A 20041-nucleotide genomic window follows, 5' to 3' on the forward strand; every position below is an offset into this window, starting at 1 on the left:
CAAAAGCGCCGGCGGGCGAAACCTCGCCGGCCAGCGTGCACCCTTGGGCGCTTCACTTTCACATTCCGAAACGGAACTTGGGGGCGCTCTTACGGCAGATTGCGGCCCGGCGCAAGTCGAGGGCGGCGGGGCGCACAATTAACCTCTTGTACATAACTGACATGGCACCACTTTCTGCCATGCAAGGGCCGCCCGCCACCCCCATTCCAACGCCCGTTCCGGCACGCCTGTTCGCGCTGGGACTCGTTGGCGGCGCGCTCATGGTGGCGGTCGCGATCCTGTTGATCCAGTTGGGCCTCGATCTACCCGCGAAGACCATTTTGTTCCTGACCGCCGCCGGCCTGACCTTCCTCTACTGGCGGATGCCGCCGGCGCATCGGCACGAGGCCGATCGCCTGGATCAGGCCGACGCGCTGACCGGATTGACCAACCGCCCGCATTTCCAGCGCGCCGGGCAGGCGATGATCGATACCGCCTTCGGCCGCAAGCGTGGCGTCACGCTGTTGCTGCTCGATATCGATCGGTTCCGCGCCATCGCCGGGTCGTTCGGGCATGAGGCCGGCGACGCGCTGCTCCAGCATGTCGCCAAGACCCTGCGCAGCGAGGCCTCGTCCGATGCCATCGTCGCCCGGTTCGAGGGCGATTGCTTCGGATGCCTGATCCCGGTCGACGCGCGCGGACGCGACCGCGTCAACCGACTCGCCGAGCGGCTGGCGATCCGCATCGCGCAGCCGATCCGACTGGCCGATCAGGATTTCGCGCCCCGCGCGGCCATCGCGCTCGCGCATGTCGAGGGGCCGACCGCGACGATCGACCAGCTGGTCCGCCGTGCCGACCTGGCCTTGATCGCCGCCAAGGCGCGCGGCGACGGGCGCCCCTTGTGGTTCGACCCCGCGATGGAAACCGCCATGGCCGAACGCAACATGATCGTCAGCGATCTGCGCGCCGCTTTGGCGCAGGGCGACATCCAGCCGCGCTTCGTGCCGCAGATCGATCTGGGCAATGCCCGGCTGACCGGGTTCGAGGTGCTGGCGCATTGGGACCATCCGACCTTGGGCGCGATGGCGGCCGATCGGTTCATGCCGGTGGCCGAGGCGTCGGGCCTGTCGGGCGACGTCTCGCTGGCGCTGATGCGACAGGCGATGGCCGCCGCGCGCGACTGGGACCCGTCGCTGACCCTGTCCTTCCCGCTCAGTACCGCGCAGTTTCACGACGCCTGGCTGGCGCAGAAGGTCATCAAGACGCTGACCGAGAGCGGCTTCCCCGCGCACCGGCTGGAGGTCGAGATCACCGAAAATGCGCTGTTCGCCAATCTGGCGCTGGCGCAGTCGATCGTCGTCAGCCTTAAGAATCAGGGCATCGCGCTCGCGCTCGACGAATTCGGCAGCGGCTATTCCAGCCTGGCGCATCTGCGCGCGCTGCCGTTCGACCGGGTGCGGATCGACCCGAACTTCATCGGCGACATGGCCGCCGACCCGGAACTGATGAAGATCGTGACCGCCATCGTCCAGCTGGGCGACACGCTGAACCTCCCGATCGCCGCCAAGGGGCTGCGCGACGCCGAGACGCAGGACCGATTGCGCCTGATCGGCTGCGCCCAGGGTCAGGGACCCTTTTACGGTCCGCCGATGGACCTGGGACAAGTCCGTCAATTCCTGGCCGAACGGCGGTTGCTGGCGGGCAGCACCGCGCCGCCCTTCCCTACCATCCCGCGTCTGGCCGGCTGAGATAATCCTGTTCTTCGGGCGTCGAGGCACGACCCAGCACGGCGTTGCGGCTGGGGTAGCGGCCATAGCGCCGGATGACCTCGCGATGGTCACGCGCGAACGACAGATTCTCCTCACGCCCCAATTCGGTGAACTTGGCGACGCTCAGATCCTGCATCGCGCGCGATTCCGCGTGCATCAGCGGCATATAGACAAAGGCCAGCCGCTCCGGGGGATAGCGGTCCTCCCACCCCGCGTCGATCGCGGTCAGGCACAGCTCCAGCGCCAGCGGATCGGCGGCATAGCCCTGCGCCGATTCCCGATACAGGTTGCGCGAAAACTGGTCGAGCAGCAGGATCGCCGCCAACAGCGTATCGGGCTCCTCGCGCCAGCCGATCGCGTCGGTCGCCAGCACCTGATCGCGTACCGCCCCGAACCGATCGGCGATCTCCCGGTCCAGCGCATCGTCCTTCGCGAAATGCTTTTCGGGCGGCAGCGCGAACCAGAAGTCGATCACGGCACGCGCGGTCCCGTGGACTTGTGCGGCATCCATCCCTAGATCGGCGGTCATGTCGTCCCTTTCTGGCCCTGAAATTGCTGGTCCTGAGATCATCAGTCTGGGCTGCCGCCTCAACATCGCCGAGAGCGAAACGATCCGCGCGCTGGTCGCAGGTCGGGCCGACATGGTCGTCGTCAACAGCTGCGCCGTCACCAACGAGGCGGTCAAGCAGACCCGCGCCGCGATCCGCCGCGCCGCCAAGGCCCGGCCCGACGCGCAGATCGTGGTGACGGGATGCGCGGCGCAGATCGACCCGGCCAGCTTTGCCGCCATGCCCGAGGTTGCGCGCGTGCTGGGCAATGCCGACAAGCTGCGCCCCGAAAGCTGGGCCTCCGCCGAGCCGATGCTGGTCACCGACCTGTCGCGCGTGGTCGAGACCGCGCCGCATCTCGCCGCCGCCTTTACCGGCCATGCGCGGGCGTTCGTCGAGGTTCAGAATGGCTGCGACCATAGCTGCACCTTCTGCATCATCCCGACCGGCCGGGGACCCAGCCGATCGGTCCCCGCCGGGCTGGTCATCGACCGCATTTCCCGCGCGGTCGAGCTGGGCCATAGGGAAGTGGTGCTGACCGGCGTCGACCTGACGAGCTATGGCCACGACCTGCCCGGCCAGCCCAGCCTGGGCCTGCTGGTCGAGCGCATCCTGACCCATGTTCCCGCCCTGCCCCGGCTGCGGCTGTCCTCGCTCGACTCGATCGAGATCGACGACCGGCTATTCGAGCTGGTGACGGGCGAGGCACGGGTGATGCCGCATCTCCATCTGTCGCTCCAGGCGGGCAACGACCTGATCCTCAAGCGGATGAAGCGCCGGCACAGCCGCGCCCAATCGGTGGCGATCGTCGAGCGCCTGCTGACCGCGCGGCCGGAGATCGCGATCGGCGCCGACCTGATCGCGGGCTTCCCGACCGAGGACGAGGCGATGGCGGCGGACACGCTGGCGTTGATCGACGACGCCCATATCGTCCACGCGCACATCTTCCCCTATTCGGCGCGTGACGGCACACCCGCCGCCCGGATGCCGCAGGTGCCGCACCCGCTCCGTCGCGAACGCGCCGCGGCCTTGCGCGAAGCCGCCGCACGCCGCCGCCGCGACTGGCTGGCGACCCAGCTCGGCCACACCCGCGACGTGCTGGTCGAGCGGCCGGGCACACGCGGCCACGCGCCCGACTTCGCCGACATCCACTTTTCTCCCGCCGCCGAACCGGGCAGCATCGCCCGCGTTCGGGTCACGGCGGCGACCGAAACCCATCTGATCGGACAATTGGCATGAGTTCTTCCTCCTCCTGGCACGAAAAGCTGCTCGGCGGTTTCCGTCGCACCTCAGACCGGCTGGTCGGCAATCTCGCCGGCCTGGGCACCGCGCGGCTCGACGAGGACACGCTCGACGAGATCGAGGAAGCGCTGATCGCCTCCGACCTCGGCCCCGAAACGGCGGGGCATATCCGCACCCGGCTGGCCGAGGGCAGCTTCGAGCGGAATATGGAGGACCTCGGCATCCGCCTGGTCGTCGCCGAAGAGGTGGAGAAGGCGCTGGCCAAGGTCGCCACCCCGCTAGAGATCGACGCCTTTCCCCGGCCGCAGGTGATCCTGGTCATCGGCGTCAACGGATCGGGCAAGACGACGACCATCGCCAAGCTGGCGCATCTGTTCATGGAGCAGGATTACGGCGTGATGCTGGCGGCGGGCGACACCTTCCGCGCCGCCGCGATCGGCCAGCTCGCCACCTGGGCCGAACGGGTCGGCGTGCCGATCGTCTCGGGCAAGGAAGGCGGCGACGCGGCGGGCATCGTCTATGAGGCGGTGAAGCAGGCGACCGCGACCGGCATCGACGTGCTGATCGTCGACACCGCCGGGCGCCTCCAGAACAAGCGCGAACTGATGGACGAGCTGTCCAAGATCCGCCGTGTACTCGGCCGCCTGAACCCCGAGGCACCGCACGACATCCTGCTGGTGCTCGACGCGACGACGGGCCAGAACGCACTCAATCAGATCGAGGTGTTCAAGGATGTCGCGGGCGTCACCGGCCTGGTCATGACCAAGCTGGACGGCACCGCGCGCGGCGGCGTGCTGGTCGCGGCGGCCGAGAAATACGGCCTGCCCATCCACGCCATCGGCGTCGGCGAGGGCATGACCGACTTGCGCCCCTTCGACGCCAATGAGGTCAGCCGCATCATCGCAGGCATCGAGGGAGGCCGCAAATGAGCGCGTCCGAGAAGGAAGCCAGCCCCGTCCTGAAGGCCGGCATCGAATATGGTCCGCTGATCCTGTTCTTCCTGGTCAATTTCCTGGCGCCGCTGGGACCGCTGACCCGCGTGCTGGTCGCGACCGGCGTCTTCATGGCGGCGACCGTGGTGTCGATGGTCGTCAGCAAGGTAAAGCTGGGCCGCATCTCGCCGATGCTCTGGCTGTCGGGCGCGCTGGTCGTCGTGTTCGGCGGGCTGACCCTGTATTTCCACGACGAGCGCTTCATCAAGATGAAGCCGACCATCGTCTATGCCATGTTCTCGGCAATGCTGTTCTTCGGCCTCGTCACCGGGCGGCCGCTGATCCAGATGGTGCTGGGCAGCGTCTATTCGGGCCTGACGCCCGAGGGCTGGCGCAAGCTGACCCGCAACTGGGCGCTGTTCTTCGCCTTCATGGCGGTGCTGAACGAGGCGGTATGGCGCAATTCGACCTGGGATTTCTGGGTCGGGTTCAAGCTGTGGGGCGCGATGCCGCTGACCATCGGCTTTGCCATCGCCAACATCCCGATGCTGTTGAAGCATGGCCTGGACGCGGAAGCGGCAAAGGTCGACGAACCGCCGGTGGAGTGACGCGCTCCACCGGGCCCGCTCGGCTCTGAAGGCTATAGCGCGCCGCTCAGCGCCAGCGCCTTTTCCTTGTCCTTCGCGGTCATCCGCGCCTCGACAGCCGCCATCGCCGGGGCGGCTTCCTGCTTGCCCTTCGCCGCCGCGACCTTCAGCCACGCCCAGGCGCGGGGCAGGTCGCGCTCGCCACCCCGACCATTGGCCAGAAGCGCGGCATAGTTGAACATGCCGTCGGGATCGCCCTGCTGCGACGCCAGTTCGAACCAGCGGCGCGCAGCGGCCTCGTCGCGCGGGACGAAGGTGCCGGTACGAAAATAGTCACCGATCGCCACGCGCGCCTCGGTCGATCCCTTGAGCGCCGCCTGACGGTAGAGGCCGAACGCCACCTCGCGGTCGACGGGAACCCCCTTGCCGCTTTCATAGGCCGTCGCCAGCGCATAGGCGGCATCCGGATCGTCATGCTTCAACGCCTCGCGATACCAGGCGATCGCGCGCGGCAGATCGACAGCGATACCGTCATCGCCATCATGCAGCATGTCGCCCACCGCCACCTGCGCGGCAGCCAGATGCCGCTTGGCGCCGCGCTCGTAATTGGCGAAGGCTGCCTTGGGATCGCGGGGCACGCCCAGTCCGAAATATTGGATGTCACCCAACATCTTGTACGCCGCGACATGGCCGACAAAGGCCGCGCGTCGGTACCAGCGGCACGCTTCCCCCATATCGACCTGGGTGCCGTACAGCCCCTGCCGATAGATGGCGCCCAGCATCATCGCGGCTTCGCCGGATGCAGTGTTCAATTCGGGATTGGCCGGATCGAAGACCGGCCGATGGAAACGTTCGACATATCGGGTCAGCGCCGCGCGCTTCAGGGCCTCGATAGCGCGCTTATTTTCATCACCCTTGCCGAATCCGGCCAGCAACAGCTTCGCGACGAACAGCGCGGCTTCGTCGCCACCGTTCAGGTTGCTCAGATTCCTGGCCGCCTTCTCGAAATAGGGCAGCGCTTCGGCATAGCGCCCCTGGTCGAACAAGGCGAAGCCCATGGGCAGGTCGGTATCGCGCATCGCATATTCGGCAGCAGCGACCTCCACGCTGCGGCTGGTCGCCGACATGTGGGGCACCTGTGTCAGTTCGTTCGGCCCACCGAGAAGCCGGACGCAGTTCGCCGCCGCCGCGCTGTCCGCCGACAAGGCTCCCAGACCATAGGCCTGTGCGCGTTGCAGCGAGGTCGCGCCCGATCCCGGCCCACCCGCTTCGAAACCACCGGGCAGCGCCCCCGCCTCGGCCGCGATCGACGCATCGGCACCGGGCAGCGCGATGTCGCCACCCGCCGTCATGCCGAAACGGGTCTTGCCCAATTGGGGAAGCGGGGAGCCGACCGGAACCTTGGGGCGCGCGGTGTAATCCGGATTGCGCGGCATACGCGTCGGCTGGATGATCGGCGGCAGCGCGTCGGGATTTTGCCGCAGGATCAAGTTGTAAGCCGGCAAACGGCTGATCACCGAACAGATCGCCCATTTGGGCGCCTCCGCCGCAGGCAGACGCTTCCCCCGCACGAAGATCGTCTTGTCCGCGCCCATCTCGACCGGGCCCTGTTCGTTCGCCGCCGGCTTTTTCGCCGCAGCGTTCTTGGGGGCGGATGATGTCGCGACATCGGGCGACGATACGCCCACCCGCGCGAAGACCGGCCCCGCCGCCGAGAAGCATATGCCCATGGCCGCGACACTTCCCAGGAACTCGCCAAGTACCCGATACTTGGATCGCATCACCGCCTCCTTCTCCTCCGACGCGCCGAGCCTTATCAAAGACTCTTCAGACAAGCCTATACATGATTTTCGGCCTAACGAGAAATACGCGGACGACTTCGAATAAATAAACCATCGTCGCTTAATACAGGCGCAGCGGAAGGATTGGCGATCACCGCGCGATTACAAAGACTTTGGCGCAAAGTAAGGCACAAAACGAAAAAGGGCGGCCCCATCGGCGCCGCCCTTTCCTTATCCGAAACGGATAGTCGTGACTTTACGCGACCGCCGCCTCGTACCGGCGACCGGCCTCGTCCCAGTTCACCACGTCCCACCAGGCCTTCAGATAGCCCGGACGGTCGTTCATATAGGTCAGGTAATAGGCGTGCTCCCACACGTCGTTACCCAGGATCGGCGTGCCCTTGGTCTCGACGACGTCCATCAGGGGGTTGTCCTGGTTCGGGGTCGAGGTGACCTTCAGCTTGCCCTCGGCGTCCGCGATCACCCAGGCCCAGCCCGAACCGAACTGGCCCGCGCCCTTGGTGTTGAATTCTTCCTTCAGCTTGTCGAGACCGCCGAACGCCTCGATCGCCTCGGCCAGCTTGCCCGAGGGCTGGGTCGTGCCGGGCTTGGTCATGATCTTCCAGAAAAAGTCATGGTTCCAGAAACCGCCGCCATTGTTGCGGACGGCGGCCGGGGCCGACGAGATGTTGGCCAGGATGTCCTCGATCGACTTGCCCTGCAGCGACGTGTCGGCCGCGACCGCCTCGTTCAGCTTGTTGGTGTAGGCAGCGTGATGCTTGTCGTGGTGGAAGGTCATCGTCTCCTTGGAGATGACCGGCTCCAGCGCGTCATAGTCGTACGGAAGGGGCGGCAGTTCGAAAGCCATCGTAAATGCTCCTTTGGGGTTTGCCTGTGGCAACGCCGGGCGCCTCAAATGGCTCCCCGAGCGCGGTTACGCAACCGTTCCGATCAGATCGTGGCGACGAAGCGCATGGCGAAGCTGGTCATAGGACAGGCCCAGCGCCTCGGCGGTGGTGCGCTGGTTGAAGCGGTTCTCGGCCAGCGCACGGGTCAGCAACTCGCGCTCGAAGCGGGCGACACGCGACTTGAAGTCGGACGGACCGACATCGCACGCCGCCACCTCATCGCCGTCGCTGACCGGCTCGGCGGCGGCGGGTGCGCTCCCCTGCTCGCTCTTCGCGGCGGCGGGCGACTGCCCCTGCGGGCGATAGGGCGAGCGGAAGGGATCGATCTCGATCGCATCGACCGGCCCTTCGCGGTCCCAGCGATAGACCGCACGCTCGACGACATTGCGCAGTTCGCGGACATTGCCGGGCCAGCGATGCTCCATCAGCGCATCGGTCGCCGCCGCGCCGAAACCGGGCCAGTCGTCCCAACCCACCTCCGCCGCCATGCGCCGGCCGAAATGATTGGCCAGCACCATGATGTCGCTTTTGCGCGCGCGTAAGGGAGGCAGGGTCACCACCTCGAAACACAGCCGGTCGAGCAGGTCGGCACGGAACTGGTGCGCGGCGACCTTGTCGGGCAGATGCTCGTTGGTCGCCGCGACGATACGCACATCGACGCGCAAAGGACGTGACGAACCGATCCGCGTCACCTCGCCATATTCCACCGCGCGCAGCAGCCGGTCCTGTGCCGCCATCGACAAGGTGCCGAGTTCGTCGAGGAACAGCGTGCCGCCATTGGCCTCCTCGAACCGCCCGGCCCGCGCCTTGGTGGCGCCGGTGAACGCGCCCGCCTCATGTCCAAATAATTCGGCCTCGATCAGCGTTTCGGGCAGCGCGGCGCAGTTCATGACGACCAAGGGCTGGTCCCATCGCCCGCTCAGGCGGTGGAGACGTTCGGCGACCAGTTCCTTGCCCGTGCCACGCTCGCCGATGACCAGCACCGGACGGTCGAGCGCGGCGGCGCGGCTGGCCCGTTCCAGTGCATCCAGAAAGGCCCCCGATTGGCCGATGACCTGACTCGTCCGATCCATTCCCAACAGGTGGCGGATTTTCCCAACGCTTGGCAAGCGCACAATCGTTGTCAGATCGCAACTATTTTTAAAACCCGCGGATTTCCGCCATTTTTTTAAATTGGCACGGCTCCTGCAATGCTTCTGACATCCCGCCGATGAGCGGACCGAAACAAAAAGATCAGGGAGTTTCCACCATGTTCGCCACCACCTTCACCCGCCAGATCGCCGCCATCGCCTGCACCGTCGTGATGAGCGCCACCTGCCTGATGGGCGCCCTCGCCCCCGCGCATGTCGCCACCGCACAGAACCAGACTCCGGTTGCAGCGATCGAGGCGCCGATCGCATAACCAAGCCATTCGCCATCAAGGAGTATCCGATGGGCATTTTCTCCCGCACCCGCGACATCGTCGCTGCCAATTTCGCCGACCTGCTGGACAAGGCGGAAGACCCCGCGAAGATGATCCGCATGATCATCCTCGAAATGGAGGAGACGCTTGTCGAGGTGCGCGCCTCTGCCGCCCGCACGATCGCCGACCAGAAGGAAATCCGCCGCCATATCATGAAGCTGGACCAGCTTCAGGACAGCTGGACCGAAAAGGCCGAGCTGGCGCTGTCGAAGGACCGCGAGGACTTGGCCAAGGCCGCGCTGATCGAGCGCCAGAAGGCCGCCGACATGGCCGACCAGCTGAAGGCCGAGGTCCAGGTGCTCGACGATGCGCTGCGCGCGTCGGAAGAGGACATCGCCAAGCTGCAGAACAAGCTGCGCGAGGCGCGGACCAAGCAGAATGCGGTCCAGACCCGTCTGGAAAGCGCCAACAACCGCTATCGCCTGCGCGAGATGTGGAACGGGCCCAAGACGCATGACGCGTTCAGCCGCTTCGACATTCTGGAGCGCAAGGTGGACGAGGCCGAGGGTCGCGCCGAGGCGCTGGGCCTGGGGTCGAACCCCAAGACGCTCGAGGACGAGATCGCCGAACTGCGCGCCTCCGACCGGGTCGATGCCGAACTCGCCGCGCTCAAGGCGCGCCTGAACAAGGGGGAGTGAGATGGAGGACATCATCACCCCCGGCATCGCGATGCTCACGCTGTTCATCGCGCTGCCCTGGCTGATCCTGCACTATGTCACCAAGTGGAAGCAGGCGCCCAAGATCACCCATGAGGACGAGCAGCTGCTCGACGAGCTTCACATGCTCGCACGGCGGCTCGAGGACCGGGTGAACACCGTCGAACGGATCGTCGCCGCCGACAATCCCAACTTCAAGCCCAGCCTGTCGCAGTCCGAATGGCGCCCCGAACCGCGCCTAGGCCAACAGGACTACAGCCTCGACCGGAGGAACTGACATGACCGCCAGCCGCACCAACTTCTACCTCGACAAGCAGAATGCCAAGTTCAAGGGCGTGTGTTCGGGGATCGCCGACTATACCGGCGTCGATGTGATGTGGGTCCGCGTCGCCGCGGTCCTGCTGACCATCACCGGGGTCGGCATGCCCTGGGTCCCGCTCGCCTATCTGCTGATCGCCTGGATGGCGACCGCCAAGCCGCTGGGCCTGTACCAGTCGGACGAGGACGCCAAGTTCTGGCAGGGCGTACGCAGCAACCCGCGCCGCTCGACCGCCGAGGTCCGCTCGAAGTTCCGCGATCTCGACCGTCGCCTGGCCGATATCGAACTTCACTATACCAGCCGCAACCGCCAGCTGGCCGACGAGATCGACCGCCTGCGCTGAAGACCGCGCTGATACATCAACTATCCTATGGGAGTATGGATTATGTCTTGGGGAGGACCGGGTTTCGTCTTGGCGATCATCGCAATGTCGACGATCGGTTGGGTCGTGACCACCTGGATACGTGCCAAGCACGGCTACAGCCTGGAAAATGATTGGGGCGGGATGACGCACAAGAGCGACATCGCCGATGGTCGCAAGGTCGAATTGCTGACCGCCGAGAACCAGAAGCTGGTCGGCCAGGTCTCTCGACTGGAAGAGCGGATCGCGGTGCTGGAACGGATCGCCACCGACCCCGCCGAGCGGACCGCACGCGAAATCGACGCGCTGCGCGATCGCTGAGGGGGAGATAGGCGATGGAAAATCTGGTCCCCGTCCTCGGCATCCTTATCCCGATCCTGGGCATCAGCTGCGGCCTGGTCGCGATCATCGGCGGTGTCTTTATGAAGCCCTGGTTCGCCCTTCGCGAAAAGCAGCTGGCCACCGAAGCCTCGATGGTCGCGGAAAAGGCGGCGCAATATGCCGCCCAGACCGAGCGGCTCGAACAACGTGTCCGGGTGCTGGAACGGATCATCACCGATCGCGGCCTGGCGCTCAGCGACGAGATCGATGCCCTGCGCATCGGCGGCGAAGCGCCCGCCCGCATCGAACACTGACATAAGATTTTAGAGGGGAGTTACCGCTATGTCCGGCGGACAGTTCATGGTTGTTCTGATCGTCGCGATCGTCATGGTCGCCAGCATCTTCAAGGCGAAGCATCGCCGCTCGCCCGGTCTCGACATGGTCGAACATCTGCGCGGCGAAGGGAACCGCGATACCCAGGCGCTCCGCGGCGAAATCCAGCAGCTGAAGGAGCGCATCCAGGTGCTGGAGCGCGTCATCACCGACGAACGCAAGAGCATCGATCTCGACCGTGAGATCGAGCGGCTGCGCGATCGCTGATCCACCCATTGATACGGACAGGGAGCCCGGATCATGACCGACACCAATCTCTACATCGTGCTCGCGACCGCAGGCCTGGCGGGGCTGGCGATGATCGTCACCGCCGGACTGGCCGGCTGGCGCGGCTGGTTGCAGCTGAAGAGCCGCGAATTCGAGCGTAACCACGACATGCCCTACCCGCCCGCCGCCTCGGCCGCGTCGCGGATCGAGATGGCGGATTTGAAGGAGCGCATCCGCAAGCTCGAAGCCATCGCCGCCGGCGTCGACCTCTGATCATGGTCCGCTTCGCCGCCATCCGTCGCTGGACCGCCCGGACCCTGTGCGGCGGGGCGGTGATCGTCGCGGGGATCGTCCACGTCCCCGCCGCGCTCGCCTTTCCCTATCGCGCCGATTTCGGCACCACGACGGTGCTGGCGGAGCGGCCGATCGACCGGGCCGCGATGGGCCGGGTGCTGGCACGGGCCGACCGGCTGCTGGCCGCCAGCCCGCTCGACCGGCCGGGGCTGGCGCGGCAGGTGGTGCTGACCGATGGCGGCTGGCGGTGGCGGATGCTGGCGATCGGGGCGAGCGACGCGATCGCCTTTCGCCGCCCTTTCGCCCACGCGCTGATCTTCAACCGTCATTCGGTCGCGGCCGACCGGGTGACCAACGGCGCTCCCCTTGGCGGCGTCCGGACACTGTCGGGTACGATCGCGCATGAGATGACCCACCGGCTGGTCGCCGACCATATCGGCGAATGGGCCGCGCTGCGCCTGCCCGCCTGGAAGCGCGAGGGCTATCCCGACTATGTCGCGCGGGAAACCAGCATCCGCCCCCAGGACGAGGCACTGATCCGCGCGCGCGATCCCAATGCGCGGGTGCTGGCCTATTATGAAGGGCGTCGCCGCGTGGCGGCCGAACTGGCGCGCAATGGCGGTTCGGTGGACGCCCTGCTCGCGCCCTGAACGCTTAGCCAGCAACGGTTGTCGCGGCGCGCCGTTCGCGGTAGCGCGGCGTCATGTCCGATCTTGCCGAAATCCGCGACGAATATGAATTCCTCGACGCCGACGATCGCTATCGCCTGTTGATCGACCTCGGCCGCGCGCTGGAGCCGATGCCCGAGGCGCTGAAGACCGACGCCACGCTGGTGCGCGGGTGTTCGGCCTCGGTCTGGGTCTATCCGATGAAGGGGGACGCCGCGGGGCTGCACTTCCTGGCGGACTCCAATGCAGCGATCACCAAGGGGATCATCGCGCTGGTGCTGAAAACGGTGCAGGACAGGACGCCGGCGGAGATACTGGCGACCGACATCGAGGGCGAGCTGGCGCCATTCGATCTGAAGAACCAGTTGAGTTCGAACCGGACCCAGGGAATTCCGAACATGATCGCACTGATTCGGGAGACGGCTGGGCGGTATTGAGGTTTCGGGGTGTGGGCTCGGTGAGACACCCGGCCCTCCCCCATCCCCTCCCGCTTGCGGGAGGGGAGCGGCCAGAGGCCCAAGTGGCACGCGGTCTTTAACTGTCGAAAACCGGGTTAGGTTTGTCGAAATAGCCTGACGCCAACCGCTTGGCACGCCCCTCCCGCAGGCGGGAGGGGATGGGGGAGGGAAATAGGTCTCACCGAGACCGACCTATGAAACACCCCGGAAGCATCCAATCCCCGTGGCCTTCGACTGCGCTCAGGCTGAACGGAGGTTGGCAAAAGGTACGAGCCCCTCGCTACGCTCAGCCTGAGCGAAGTCGAAGGCCACGCCCGAACGCCCGCCCGTCAACCACCCCGCCCCAGCCGCGCCGCGATCGCCTCGACATCCTCGTCCGGCGTCACCACCAGCCATTCCCCCGGCCGACGCCCATCGACCAACGTCACCGCATGTTTCGGGCACAGCCCCAGGCACTTGGTCTCGACCACCCCGATCGAGGCCTTGCGCCCCTTGCCGAATATCCGCTTGAGCGCCTTGGCGAGCGACGTCTTGCCCTTCGGCCCGAACCCGCCGCCGACCTTTTTCGAGCATTTGCCGCAGACAAGGACCGTCGCTTCCCATTCCGACTTGGCGCGACGGATCATTCGGGCTTCCAACTGCGCCGTTCCTCGGCGGCGCGCAGGACTTCATAGGCCGCCTGCACTTGCTGGAACTTCGTCGCCGCCTCCGGATCATTGGGGCGGATGTCGGGATGGTTCGCCTTGGCAAGCCCGCGCCACGTCGCGCGGATCAAGTCGAACTCGGCGTCCGGCTCCAGCCCCAGCGCGTCGAGTGCGCGCATCTCGTCGCGCGAGCGGGTGCCGTCGCCCGGCCCCGCCCAGGCCTGGTGCTTGGACTGGGCGTAGCCGGCACTCGTCCGCCGCTCCGACGCTTCGCGCGCGGCGGCTTCCTCGGCGCTCAGCCCCTGAAAATAGTCCCAGCCGCGATTATACTCGGCGGCATGCGCCTCGCAAAAATACCAGCGGTCGGGGCTGTTGGGGGATTTGGGCGCGGGACAGTTGCCCGGCTGGTCGCAGCCATGCCGGTCGCAGATACGCACGGGCTTGGCCTCGCGCGACGCGCCATAGCTGCGCCAGCGAGGAAAGCCCCAGTCATTGGATCGGGTAGAAGATCGCGCCACCGAGCCGATTTAGGCGACTTGCGCGCCGGTGCAAGCATCAAGCGATGCGCTTTGTGAGACAGCGCCGGCCGCCCCCTACTGAATCGCTTGACCGCCAATGGTTCCCTCGTACATGAAATATAAGTCATCATATAGTCATGTCCGTACCGGACATATGCGGACGCCCAGCTGTATCAGGAGCCGCCGTGGCCCAAAGTCGTTCCTTTCTGGCCACCGCAAGGGCGGATGTGCCGGCGTCGATCGTGGTGGCGCTCGTCGCGCTGCCACTCTGTCTGGGCATCGCGGTCGCCTCCGGCGCGCCGCCCTTCGCCGGGATGATCGCCGGCATCGTCGGCGGCCTGGTCGTCGGCTTCCTGTCCAAATCGCCTCTATCCGTCTCCGGCCCCGCCGCCGGCCTGACCGTAATCGTGTTCGAGGCGATCGAGCGGCTGCCCAGTTTCCAGGTCTTCCTGCTGGCGGTGATGCTGGCGGGCGTGTTGCAGCTCGCCTTTTCCTTCACCCGCGCCGGCGTGCTGGCCGAGTTCGTGCCCTCGGCCGTCATCACCGGCATGCTCGCCGCGATCGGCTTGATCCTGATCCTGAAGCAGGTGCCCCACGCCATCGGCTATGACGGCGATTTCGAGGGCAGCTTCGAATATGCCAGCCGCGCCGGCGGCAACACCTTCACCGATCTGTGGACCAGCGTCAGCCAGGACATCGCACCCGGCGCGGTGCTGATCGGCGCGGTGTCGCTGGCCTTCCTGTTCTGGTGGGATCACGCCAAGCCCAAGCAGGGTCCGCTGCGGCTGCTGCCCGGGCCGCTGGTCGTCGTCGTCATCGGCGTGGTCGGCAACATGCTGCTGGGCGCGTTCCAGCCCGCATGGCAATTGACCGGCAGCCATCTGGTCCGCGTGCCCGTCGCCGGCGGCGCGTCGGAGTTTCTCGGCCAGTTCCAGCTGCCCGACTTCTCGGCGATCGGCACCGGCGCGGTGTGGACCACCGCGATCACGCTGGCGATCGTCGCCAGCCTGGAGTCGCTGCTGAGCGTGAAGGCGGTCGACGAACTCGATCCGCGCCGCCGCACCACCGACAAGAATTGGGAATTGATGGCGCAGGGCGGCGGCAACATCGTCTCCGGTCTGCTCGGCGGCCTGCCCGTCACCTCGGTGATCGTCCGCTCCTCGGCCAATGTCGATGCCGGGGCCGAGAGCAAGATGTCGGCGATGCTGCACGCGACCTGGCTGCTGCTATCGGTCGCGCTGATCCCGGTCCTGCTCAACCAGATCCCGCTGGCCGCACTCGCCGCCGTGCTGATCGCCACCGGCTACAAGCTGTGCAAGCCCAAGCTGTTCACCGATCGGTTCAAGCAGGGGTGGAGCCAGTTCATCCCCTTCATCGTCACCATCCTGGCGATCCTGCGCACCGATCTGCTGATCGGCATCCTGGTCGGGCTGGTCGTCGGCTTCGTCTTCGTCGTGGCGCGCAACTTCCGTCCGGCGCTGACCTATGCCTATGACGATGGCGACTGCCTGATCCGGGCGCGGCGCAACCTGTACTTCATCCACAAGTACGAATTGCAGAAGTCGCTGGCCAAGGTGCCGGACGGCGCCAACCTGCTGATCGACCTGTCCTCGACCTCCTATGTCGATCTCGACAATGTCGACATCATCAACGCCTTCATCAAGGGCGCCGACTATCGCGGGATCAGCGTCATCGTGCGCGGCGACATCGCCGAGCGGACCGCCCCGTTGATCAATGCCCCATCGACGGGAGTGCGCTACGCATGAGGGAATATAAGCAGCTGCTGCTCGCCAATAAGGCTTGGGCGACCGAACTCCTCGAGGAGAAGACCGACTTCTTCCAGCGCCAGACGGTGGGGCAGAAACCCGACTTTCTGTGGATCGGCTGTTCGGACAGCCGGGTGACCCCCGAGCAGATGACCATGACGCCGCCGGGCGGCATGTTCCTCCACCGCAACATCGCCAATCTGGTCCATGACGACGACCTGAACCTGTTGTCGGTCGTGCAATATGCGGTCGATGTGCTGAGGGTCCGCCACGTCATCCTGTGCGGCCATCATGGCTGCGGCGGCGTGCTCGCCACGCTGAACGGCGGGACGGAGGGGCCGGTCGACCGGTGGCTGGGCAATGCCCGCGACGTGCTTCACCGCCACCAGGACGAGATCGCGGCGCAGCCCGACGAGGGTGCCAAGGTCAATCGCCTGGTCGAGGTGAACGTGATGGAACAGCTGCGCCACCTCGCGCGGCTGGACACGATCCAGAAGGCCTTCGCCGAGGGTCGCGAGCTATGGCTGCATGGCTGGGTCTACGACATCCGCGACGGGCATATCAAAACCCTGCTGGAGATCGACGCGACCACCGATCTCGACGGGATCGAGCGGCCGGGCAAGGTGCTGGTCTGATCGGACAGGCCGGGCCGCCCGATCGCGGCCCGGCCATCGCCGCCGGTCTCAGCCCGGCAGCTGGAAGCGCACGCCGGTGACGCTCGCGCCGCAGCCCAGCCCGCCATCGGGACGATAGCTTTTGTCGAAGCGGGCACCCTGCATCATCTTTTCCGACGCGGTCGAGAAGATGAAGGGCGGATAGCTGACGAGGGTGCGGACATTCTGCGCGCGGCCGGCGGCGTCGATGTCATACTGGTTCCTCACCCAACCCTCGAACCCCCAGCGCAGCGCCTCCTGCGGGAAGGAGGACGAACCGTTGTTCAGGAACACCGGCTTGGGCTGGGCATCGAGCGTGGCGCATTGCGAGGCGGCAAGCCCCGTCTTCTCGAAGGTCTGGCGCGCCAGTTCGCTGTTGCCGCGCCGCTGCGCGATCGAGGCCAGCCGGATCAGCGCGCCGACCTTGAGCGGATCGCGCGCCGGCAGCGCGGCGTCGTCCACCACCTGCTGCAGATAGGGATCGCTGTCCTTCCACGGGATGGCGTCGGCGATGATCAGGCGCAGCGCATTGCGCGCCTGAACGTCATCGACATAGGGCTTTTCGCTCAGCATCGGCGATACGACCGTCGCATAACGTCGGTCGCGCCAGAATTCGCGTCCCTGCAAGGTGCGCGTGACAATGGCGAACCGCAGCCTGGCCATGGCGGGCATATCCGACTGCGCCGCCGCCAGCGCATCCGCCTTGGCCACCAGTGCCTGCCGTTCCTCGGCACCGAGCACCGGATTGCGCATCAGCGTGTCGCTCGCCGCCAGAATGGCGGGCGCCTGCCCCGAGCTTTCCGCACTCTTGAGCGCGGCGCGTTGCGTCTCCAGTGCCGCCCCGCCGCCCCGCGCGCCGACATCCGACCCGGCGCGCGCCATGCCCTTTGTCTTCAGCCAATCGCCAAAGGCGCTGTCGAAATCCTGCCAGATCGACGGCCGGGCGAACGATGTCGAACAGCGCATTTCCAACCGCACGCTATAGCGGAAGAAGGGCGGCAGCGTCTTCAAATCCTCGGGCGTCCATACCCATCCGCGAACGGCGCGCGCGAAGGCCAAGGCCTTCTGCCCCCCGCCCGAGGAATACATGGGTTCGACGTTGAAGGTGGTACCGTCGTCTCCGACACCGAATTGCACGACGGCCACATCGTCGGGCTTCAGATCGGCGTCACCGCCACAGGCCGGCGGCTCCATCAGATTGGCCGCGACGAAATTGCCCTTCGTCGACCGCCCGGCCCCGGTGTAAGCCATATATTCGCGCGCGGTGTCGGCATCGTGAGCCAGGAGCGCGGCGATCGCCGCATCGGACCGCGCGGCAACGTCGCGCAGATCGACCTTGTTCAGGGTCAGCCCGCCCAGCAGATTGACGACGCGCGGCCCCATCCTGTTCGCCTCGGTGAAACGACCGGTGTTGAGGAGCAGCCGTAGCCGCGCCTGGGCCAGCGCCGCCTGGTCCGTCTTGCCCAGATTCATCCGGGCGGCGATGGCGTCGGCCCGGTCGAGCGCCCCTTGCGCGGCGGCGGGATCGGTGAAGACCTGCATCCGCGCACCGGCCAGCATCGCGCCGACCCGGGTCGCGTCATCGGTCGCCGCCGCTTCGGCCTTGCCATATTCGGCGGTCGCATCGGCATAGTCGAGCGAGTCCGCCGCGATCTTGCCCAGCATCATGTGCGCGTTGAAGCGATCCTCGGCCAGCGTCGCATCCGTGGCGGGCAGCGCGGCCAGACCGGTACGGATGGTCTTGGCCGCCTCGTCCAGCCGTGCCAGCCGGTATAGCGCGCCGCCCTTTCGCACCGTGCCGATTGCCCAGGTCCGCGTCCCCGGCTCGAACCGCGCGGCAAAGGCCGTCCAGGCGGCCAGCGCGGCATTGGCGTCGGTGCCTTGGTCCAGCGCGGTGGCGGCGTCATATTGCTGCTGCGCGCTGGGCTTCGCGGCGGGCGGCGTCGCCTGCTGCGCAATGGCGGCCGTACCCGTGGCGACGACCAGTCCGACCAGACCGGCGCGCGCGAAAATCGTCGATGTCATGATTCCCCAAAGCCCTCCCAAGCTCTCGCGGCAAGGAAGCTGCCCTATTTCGGGGCGGAAAGCCAGAGGGCCTGTAAGCCGGGTTCTGTCCACCGGCCGAGGCCGGATGGGCGACCATTCTTCTAGGACGATGCTTGCACATCGCCTCAAGCAACCAACCCGGATAGCGGGCGGGAACGCGCCCCGACGCCTTGCGGCGCCATGCCATCCCTATTCGGTCTTGCTCCCGGTGGGGTTTGCCATGCCGTTTCCGTTACCGGACCCGCGGTGCGCTTTTACCGCACCCTTTCACCCTGACCTGGCCGAAGCCGTGGCCGTCTGCTCTCTGTGGCACTGTCCCTGGGGTCGCCCCCGCCGGGCGTTACCCGGCACCGTTGTTCCGCGGAGCCCGGACTTTCCTCGCCCCCGGTTTCCCGAGGCCGCGGCCGCCCGGCCCTCTGACTGCGGGCGGCTGTAGCGGGAATGGGGCGCAGGGCAAGGGGTTTGTGGTCGGCAGGCTCGCGCGGGCTTCGACTTCGCTCAGCCTGAACGGCTGTTGGGGTGAAGGCTGAGCGGCTGTTCGGGTAACCCCCTTCCCCGCCCCGTTCAGCCTGAGCGAAGTCGAAGGCCAAGGGAATCGTTCTCGGTAATCCCCGTGAGTGCGCGGCAGCAACAGCGCCGACGGGATCAATTGACCCTCCCCACCCATGACCGGGACCGTGCCCAAGATGAGGGACTTGCAATGCCGGTTCCGCGTGGGCTTCGATTGCGCTCAGCCTGAACGGAGGGTGGAATGGGGCCTTACCCCAACAGCCGTTCAGGCTGAGCGCAATCGAAGCCCACGCCCCGCCCCCCTCAATCATCCCCCTGCGGACGCGGCAGAAGCAGCGCCAGGAGGATCATCCGGCATTCCGCGTCGATCTCGCCATCGATCAGTTCGGGGCGAAAGCGCCGCTGGAACGCCATGATCGCCGCCATCCGGTCGGTCACGTCATAGCCGAACCGCTCCAGCGCCAGGCAGAAGCCCGCCTCGGTCCACATCGGGTCCATCAGGTTCTTGGTCGGACGCGGCAGCGCCAGCCGCCGCCGGGCGAGCGTCCCCCAGGGGAACAGCTCGCCCGGATCGCGCTTGCGCGCCGGCGCGATGTCGGAATGGCCGACGATATTGCCGCGCGTGATGCCGTGGCGCTTCTGGATGTCGGCGACCAGTTCCATGACGGCGGCGATCTGTTCGTCGGGGAACGGGCGATAGCCCCAGTCATGGCCGGGATTGACGATCTCGATGCCGATACTGGCCGAATTGACGTCCTCGATCGCGCGCCAGTGCGACTTGCCCGCGTGCCAGGCGCGGTTCTCCTCGGCGACCATGCGCAGCACGGTGCCATCCTCCGCGACCAGATAATGACAGGACACCTTGGCCTCCGGATCACGCAGCCGCGCGATCGCCGATTCCGCATCCTGCATGCCCGTATAGTGCAGGACGATCATCGATATGGGCAAACTCCGCTCGTCGAAATTGGGCGACGGCGTGTCGACGATCGTCATGCAACCTCCTGAACGGCCCCGGTCCG

At 66.5% G+C, this 20041-nt stretch carries 24 protein-coding genes and 1 other RNA gene; 16 read left to right on the forward strand and 9 right to left on the reverse strand.

Annotated features, from left to right (window positions below; all coding sequences use genetic code 11):
* The first annotated feature begins 161 nt into the window (after positions 1 to 161).
* Positions 162 to 1727 (forward strand): putative bifunctional diguanylate cyclase/phosphodiesterase, encoded by a 1566-nt coding sequence (locus tag ACQHGV_RS09440; protein ID WP_440977997.1) that lies wholly within the window; start codon positions 162 to 164, stop codon positions 1725 to 1727.
* Here ACQHGV_RS09440 and ACQHGV_RS09445 read toward each other — a convergent pair.
* Positions 1702 to 2277, reverse strand: coding sequence for a DUF924 family protein (locus tag ACQHGV_RS09445; protein ID WP_440977998.1), 576 nt, complete (start codon positions 2275 to 2277; stop codon positions 1702 to 1704). The genes ACQHGV_RS09440 and ACQHGV_RS09445 overlap by 26 nt on opposite strands.
* On the opposite strand from ACQHGV_RS09445, the gene mtaB reads away from it, so the two are divergent.
* From mtaB to ACQHGV_RS09460, 3 genes are read left to right on the forward strand one after another with little or no spacing between them, the layout of a single operon-like run.
* Complete coding sequence (gene mtaB / locus ACQHGV_RS09450; protein WP_440977999.1) at positions 2276 to 3535, forward strand: tRNA (N(6)-L-threonylcarbamoyladenosine(37)-C(2))-methylthiotransferase MtaB; 1260 nt, start codon at positions 2276 to 2278, stop codon at positions 3533 to 3535. The two genes, ACQHGV_RS09445 and mtaB, sit on opposite strands and share 2 nt — an antisense overlap.
* Positions 3532 to 4467, forward strand: a complete 936-nt coding sequence (gene ftsY / locus ACQHGV_RS09455; RefSeq protein WP_440978000.1) for a signal recognition particle-docking protein FtsY — start codon at positions 3532 to 3534, stop codon at positions 4465 to 4467. Before mtaB ends, ftsY begins: the two co-directional genes overlap by 4 nt.
* Positions 4464 to 5078 (forward strand): septation protein A, encoded by a 615-nt coding sequence (locus tag ACQHGV_RS09460; protein WP_440978001.1) that lies wholly within the window; start codon positions 4464 to 4466, stop codon positions 5076 to 5078. Before ftsY ends, ACQHGV_RS09460 begins: the two co-directional genes overlap by 4 nt.
* A gap of 32 nt (positions 5079 to 5110) precedes the next feature.
* Here ACQHGV_RS09460 and ACQHGV_RS09465 read toward each other — a convergent pair whose 3' ends face one another.
* From ACQHGV_RS09465 to pspF, 3 genes are all read right to left on the reverse strand, one after another.
* Entirely contained in the window at positions 5111 to 6838 is a 1728-nt protein-coding gene (locus tag ACQHGV_RS09465) for an SEL1-like repeat protein (RefSeq protein WP_440978002.1), read from the reverse strand.
* A 256-nt stretch (positions 6839 to 7094) separates the two neighbouring features.
* The gene (locus tag ACQHGV_RS09470; protein WP_440978003.1) at positions 7095 to 7706 is read right to left on the reverse strand and encodes a superoxide dismutase; all 612 of its coding nucleotides are present in this window, start codon (positions 7704 to 7706) and stop codon (positions 7095 to 7097) included.
* A 66-nt stretch (positions 7707 to 7772) separates the two neighbouring features.
* Complete coding sequence (gene pspF / locus ACQHGV_RS09475; RefSeq protein ID WP_440978004.1) at positions 7773 to 8819, reverse strand: phage shock protein operon transcriptional activator; 1047 nt, start codon at positions 8817 to 8819, stop codon at positions 7773 to 7775.
* 176 nt (positions 8820 to 8995) lie between these two features.
* On the opposite strand from pspF, the gene ACQHGV_RS09480 reads away from it, so the two are divergent.
* Genes ACQHGV_RS09480 through ACQHGV_RS09525 form a run of 10 tightly spaced genes read left to right on the forward strand, consistent with a single transcriptional unit; the run spans position 8996 to position 12864 of the window.
* Positions 8996 to 9148 carry a hypothetical protein gene (locus ACQHGV_RS09480; RefSeq protein WP_409790039.1) on the forward strand — a complete coding sequence of 51 codons (153 nt, stop codon included), beginning with the start codon at positions 8996 to 8998 and terminating at the stop codon, positions 9146 to 9148.
* A gap of 29 nt (positions 9149 to 9177) precedes the next feature.
* Positions 9178 to 9846 (forward strand): phage shock protein PspA, encoded by a 669-nt coding sequence (gene pspA, locus ACQHGV_RS09485; protein WP_183952100.1) that lies wholly within the window; start codon positions 9178 to 9180, stop codon positions 9844 to 9846.
* Between the two features lies 1 nt (position 9847).
* Positions 9848 to 10141 carry an envelope stress response membrane protein PspB gene (gene pspB / locus ACQHGV_RS09490; RefSeq protein WP_183952099.1) on the forward strand — a complete coding sequence of 98 codons (294 nt, stop codon included), beginning with the start codon at positions 9848 to 9850 and terminating at the stop codon, positions 10139 to 10141.
* A gap of 1 nt (position 10142) precedes the next feature.
* Positions 10143 to 10526 carry an envelope stress response membrane protein PspC gene (gene pspC / locus ACQHGV_RS09495; protein ID WP_409790035.1) on the forward strand — a complete coding sequence of 128 codons (384 nt, stop codon included), beginning with the start codon at positions 10143 to 10145 and terminating at the stop codon, positions 10524 to 10526.
* Positions 10527 to 10568: 42 nt separating this feature from the next.
* A complete protein-coding gene (locus ACQHGV_RS09500) occupies positions 10569 to 10865 on the forward strand; it encodes a hypothetical protein (protein WP_058717805.1) in 297 nt (98 codons plus the stop codon).
* A 14-nt stretch (positions 10866 to 10879) separates the two neighbouring features.
* Positions 10880 to 11179 carry a hypothetical protein gene (locus tag ACQHGV_RS09505; protein ID WP_440978005.1) on the forward strand — a complete coding sequence of 100 codons (300 nt, stop codon included), beginning with the start codon at positions 10880 to 10882 and terminating at the stop codon, positions 11177 to 11179.
* A 46-nt stretch (positions 11180 to 11225) separates the two neighbouring features.
* On the forward strand, positions 11226 to 11465 hold the full coding sequence (locus ACQHGV_RS09510) for a hypothetical protein (RefSeq protein ID WP_440978006.1): 240 nt from the start codon (positions 11226 to 11228) through the stop codon (positions 11463 to 11465).
* Positions 11466 to 11498: 33 nt separating this feature from the next.
* Positions 11499 to 11738, forward strand: coding sequence for a hypothetical protein (locus tag ACQHGV_RS09515; RefSeq protein ID WP_183952095.1), 240 nt, complete (start codon positions 11499 to 11501; stop codon positions 11736 to 11738).
* A 2-nt stretch (positions 11739 to 11740) separates the two neighbouring features.
* On the forward strand, positions 11741 to 12409 hold the full coding sequence (locus tag ACQHGV_RS09520; protein ID WP_440978007.1) for a hypothetical protein: 669 nt from the start codon (positions 11741 to 11743) through the stop codon (positions 12407 to 12409).
* A gap of 53 nt (positions 12410 to 12462) precedes the next feature.
* Positions 12463 to 12864: a SufE family protein gene (locus ACQHGV_RS09525; protein WP_440978008.1), complete on the forward strand. Its 402-nt coding sequence runs from the start codon at positions 12463 to 12465 to the stop codon at positions 12862 to 12864.
* A 350-nt stretch (positions 12865 to 13214) separates the two neighbouring features.
* Here the strand turns inward: ACQHGV_RS09525 and ACQHGV_RS09530 are convergent, their stop codons facing one another.
* Together ACQHGV_RS09530 and ACQHGV_RS09535 are read right to left on the reverse strand one after the other, a co-directional pair.
* Entirely contained in the window at positions 13215 to 13511 is a 297-nt protein-coding gene (locus ACQHGV_RS09530; protein ID WP_440978009.1) for a (2Fe-2S) ferredoxin domain-containing protein, read from the reverse strand.
* Complete coding sequence (locus tag ACQHGV_RS09535) at positions 13508 to 14047, reverse strand: J domain-containing protein (RefSeq protein ID WP_322963339.1); 540 nt, start codon at positions 14045 to 14047, stop codon at positions 13508 to 13510. Before ACQHGV_RS09535 ends, ACQHGV_RS09530 begins: the two co-directional genes overlap by 4 nt.
* A 185-nt stretch (positions 14048 to 14232) precedes the next feature.
* On the opposite strand from ACQHGV_RS09535, the gene ACQHGV_RS09540 reads away from it, so the two are divergent.
* Together ACQHGV_RS09540 and ACQHGV_RS09545 are read left to right on the forward strand one after the other, a co-directional pair.
* Positions 14233 to 15813 carry a SulP family inorganic anion transporter gene (locus ACQHGV_RS09540; protein WP_183952090.1) on the forward strand — a complete coding sequence of 527 codons (1581 nt, stop codon included), beginning with the start codon at positions 14233 to 14235 and terminating at the stop codon, positions 15811 to 15813.
* Positions 15810 to 16448, forward strand: coding sequence for a carbonic anhydrase (locus ACQHGV_RS09545; protein WP_440978010.1), 639 nt, complete (start codon positions 15810 to 15812; stop codon positions 16446 to 16448). Before ACQHGV_RS09540 ends, ACQHGV_RS09545 begins: the two co-directional genes overlap by 4 nt.
* A 48-nt stretch (positions 16449 to 16496) precedes the next feature.
* On the opposite strand, the gene ACQHGV_RS09550 is transcribed toward ACQHGV_RS09545, so the two are convergent.
* From ACQHGV_RS09550 to ACQHGV_RS09560, 3 genes are all read right to left on the reverse strand, one after another.
* Complete coding sequence (locus tag ACQHGV_RS09550; protein WP_440978011.1) at positions 16497 to 18491, reverse strand: hypothetical protein; 1995 nt, start codon at positions 18489 to 18491, stop codon at positions 16497 to 16499.
* A 58-nt stretch (positions 18492 to 18549) separates the two neighbouring features.
* Positions 18550 to 18932: RNase P RNA component class A (rnpB, locus tag ACQHGV_RS09555), an RNA gene on the reverse strand.
* A 393-nt stretch (positions 18933 to 19325) separates the two neighbouring features.
* Positions 19326 to 20015: an N-acetylmuramoyl-L-alanine amidase gene (locus tag ACQHGV_RS09560; RefSeq protein WP_440978012.1), complete on the reverse strand. Its 690-nt coding sequence runs from the start codon at positions 20013 to 20015 to the stop codon at positions 19326 to 19328.
* Positions 20016 to 20041: the final 26 nt, after the last annotated feature.

The organism is Sphingomonas pseudosanguinis (assembly GCF_052056765.1).
GTDB lineage: Bacteria > Pseudomonadota > Alphaproteobacteria > Sphingomonadales > Sphingomonadaceae > Sphingomonas > Sphingomonas pseudosanguinis.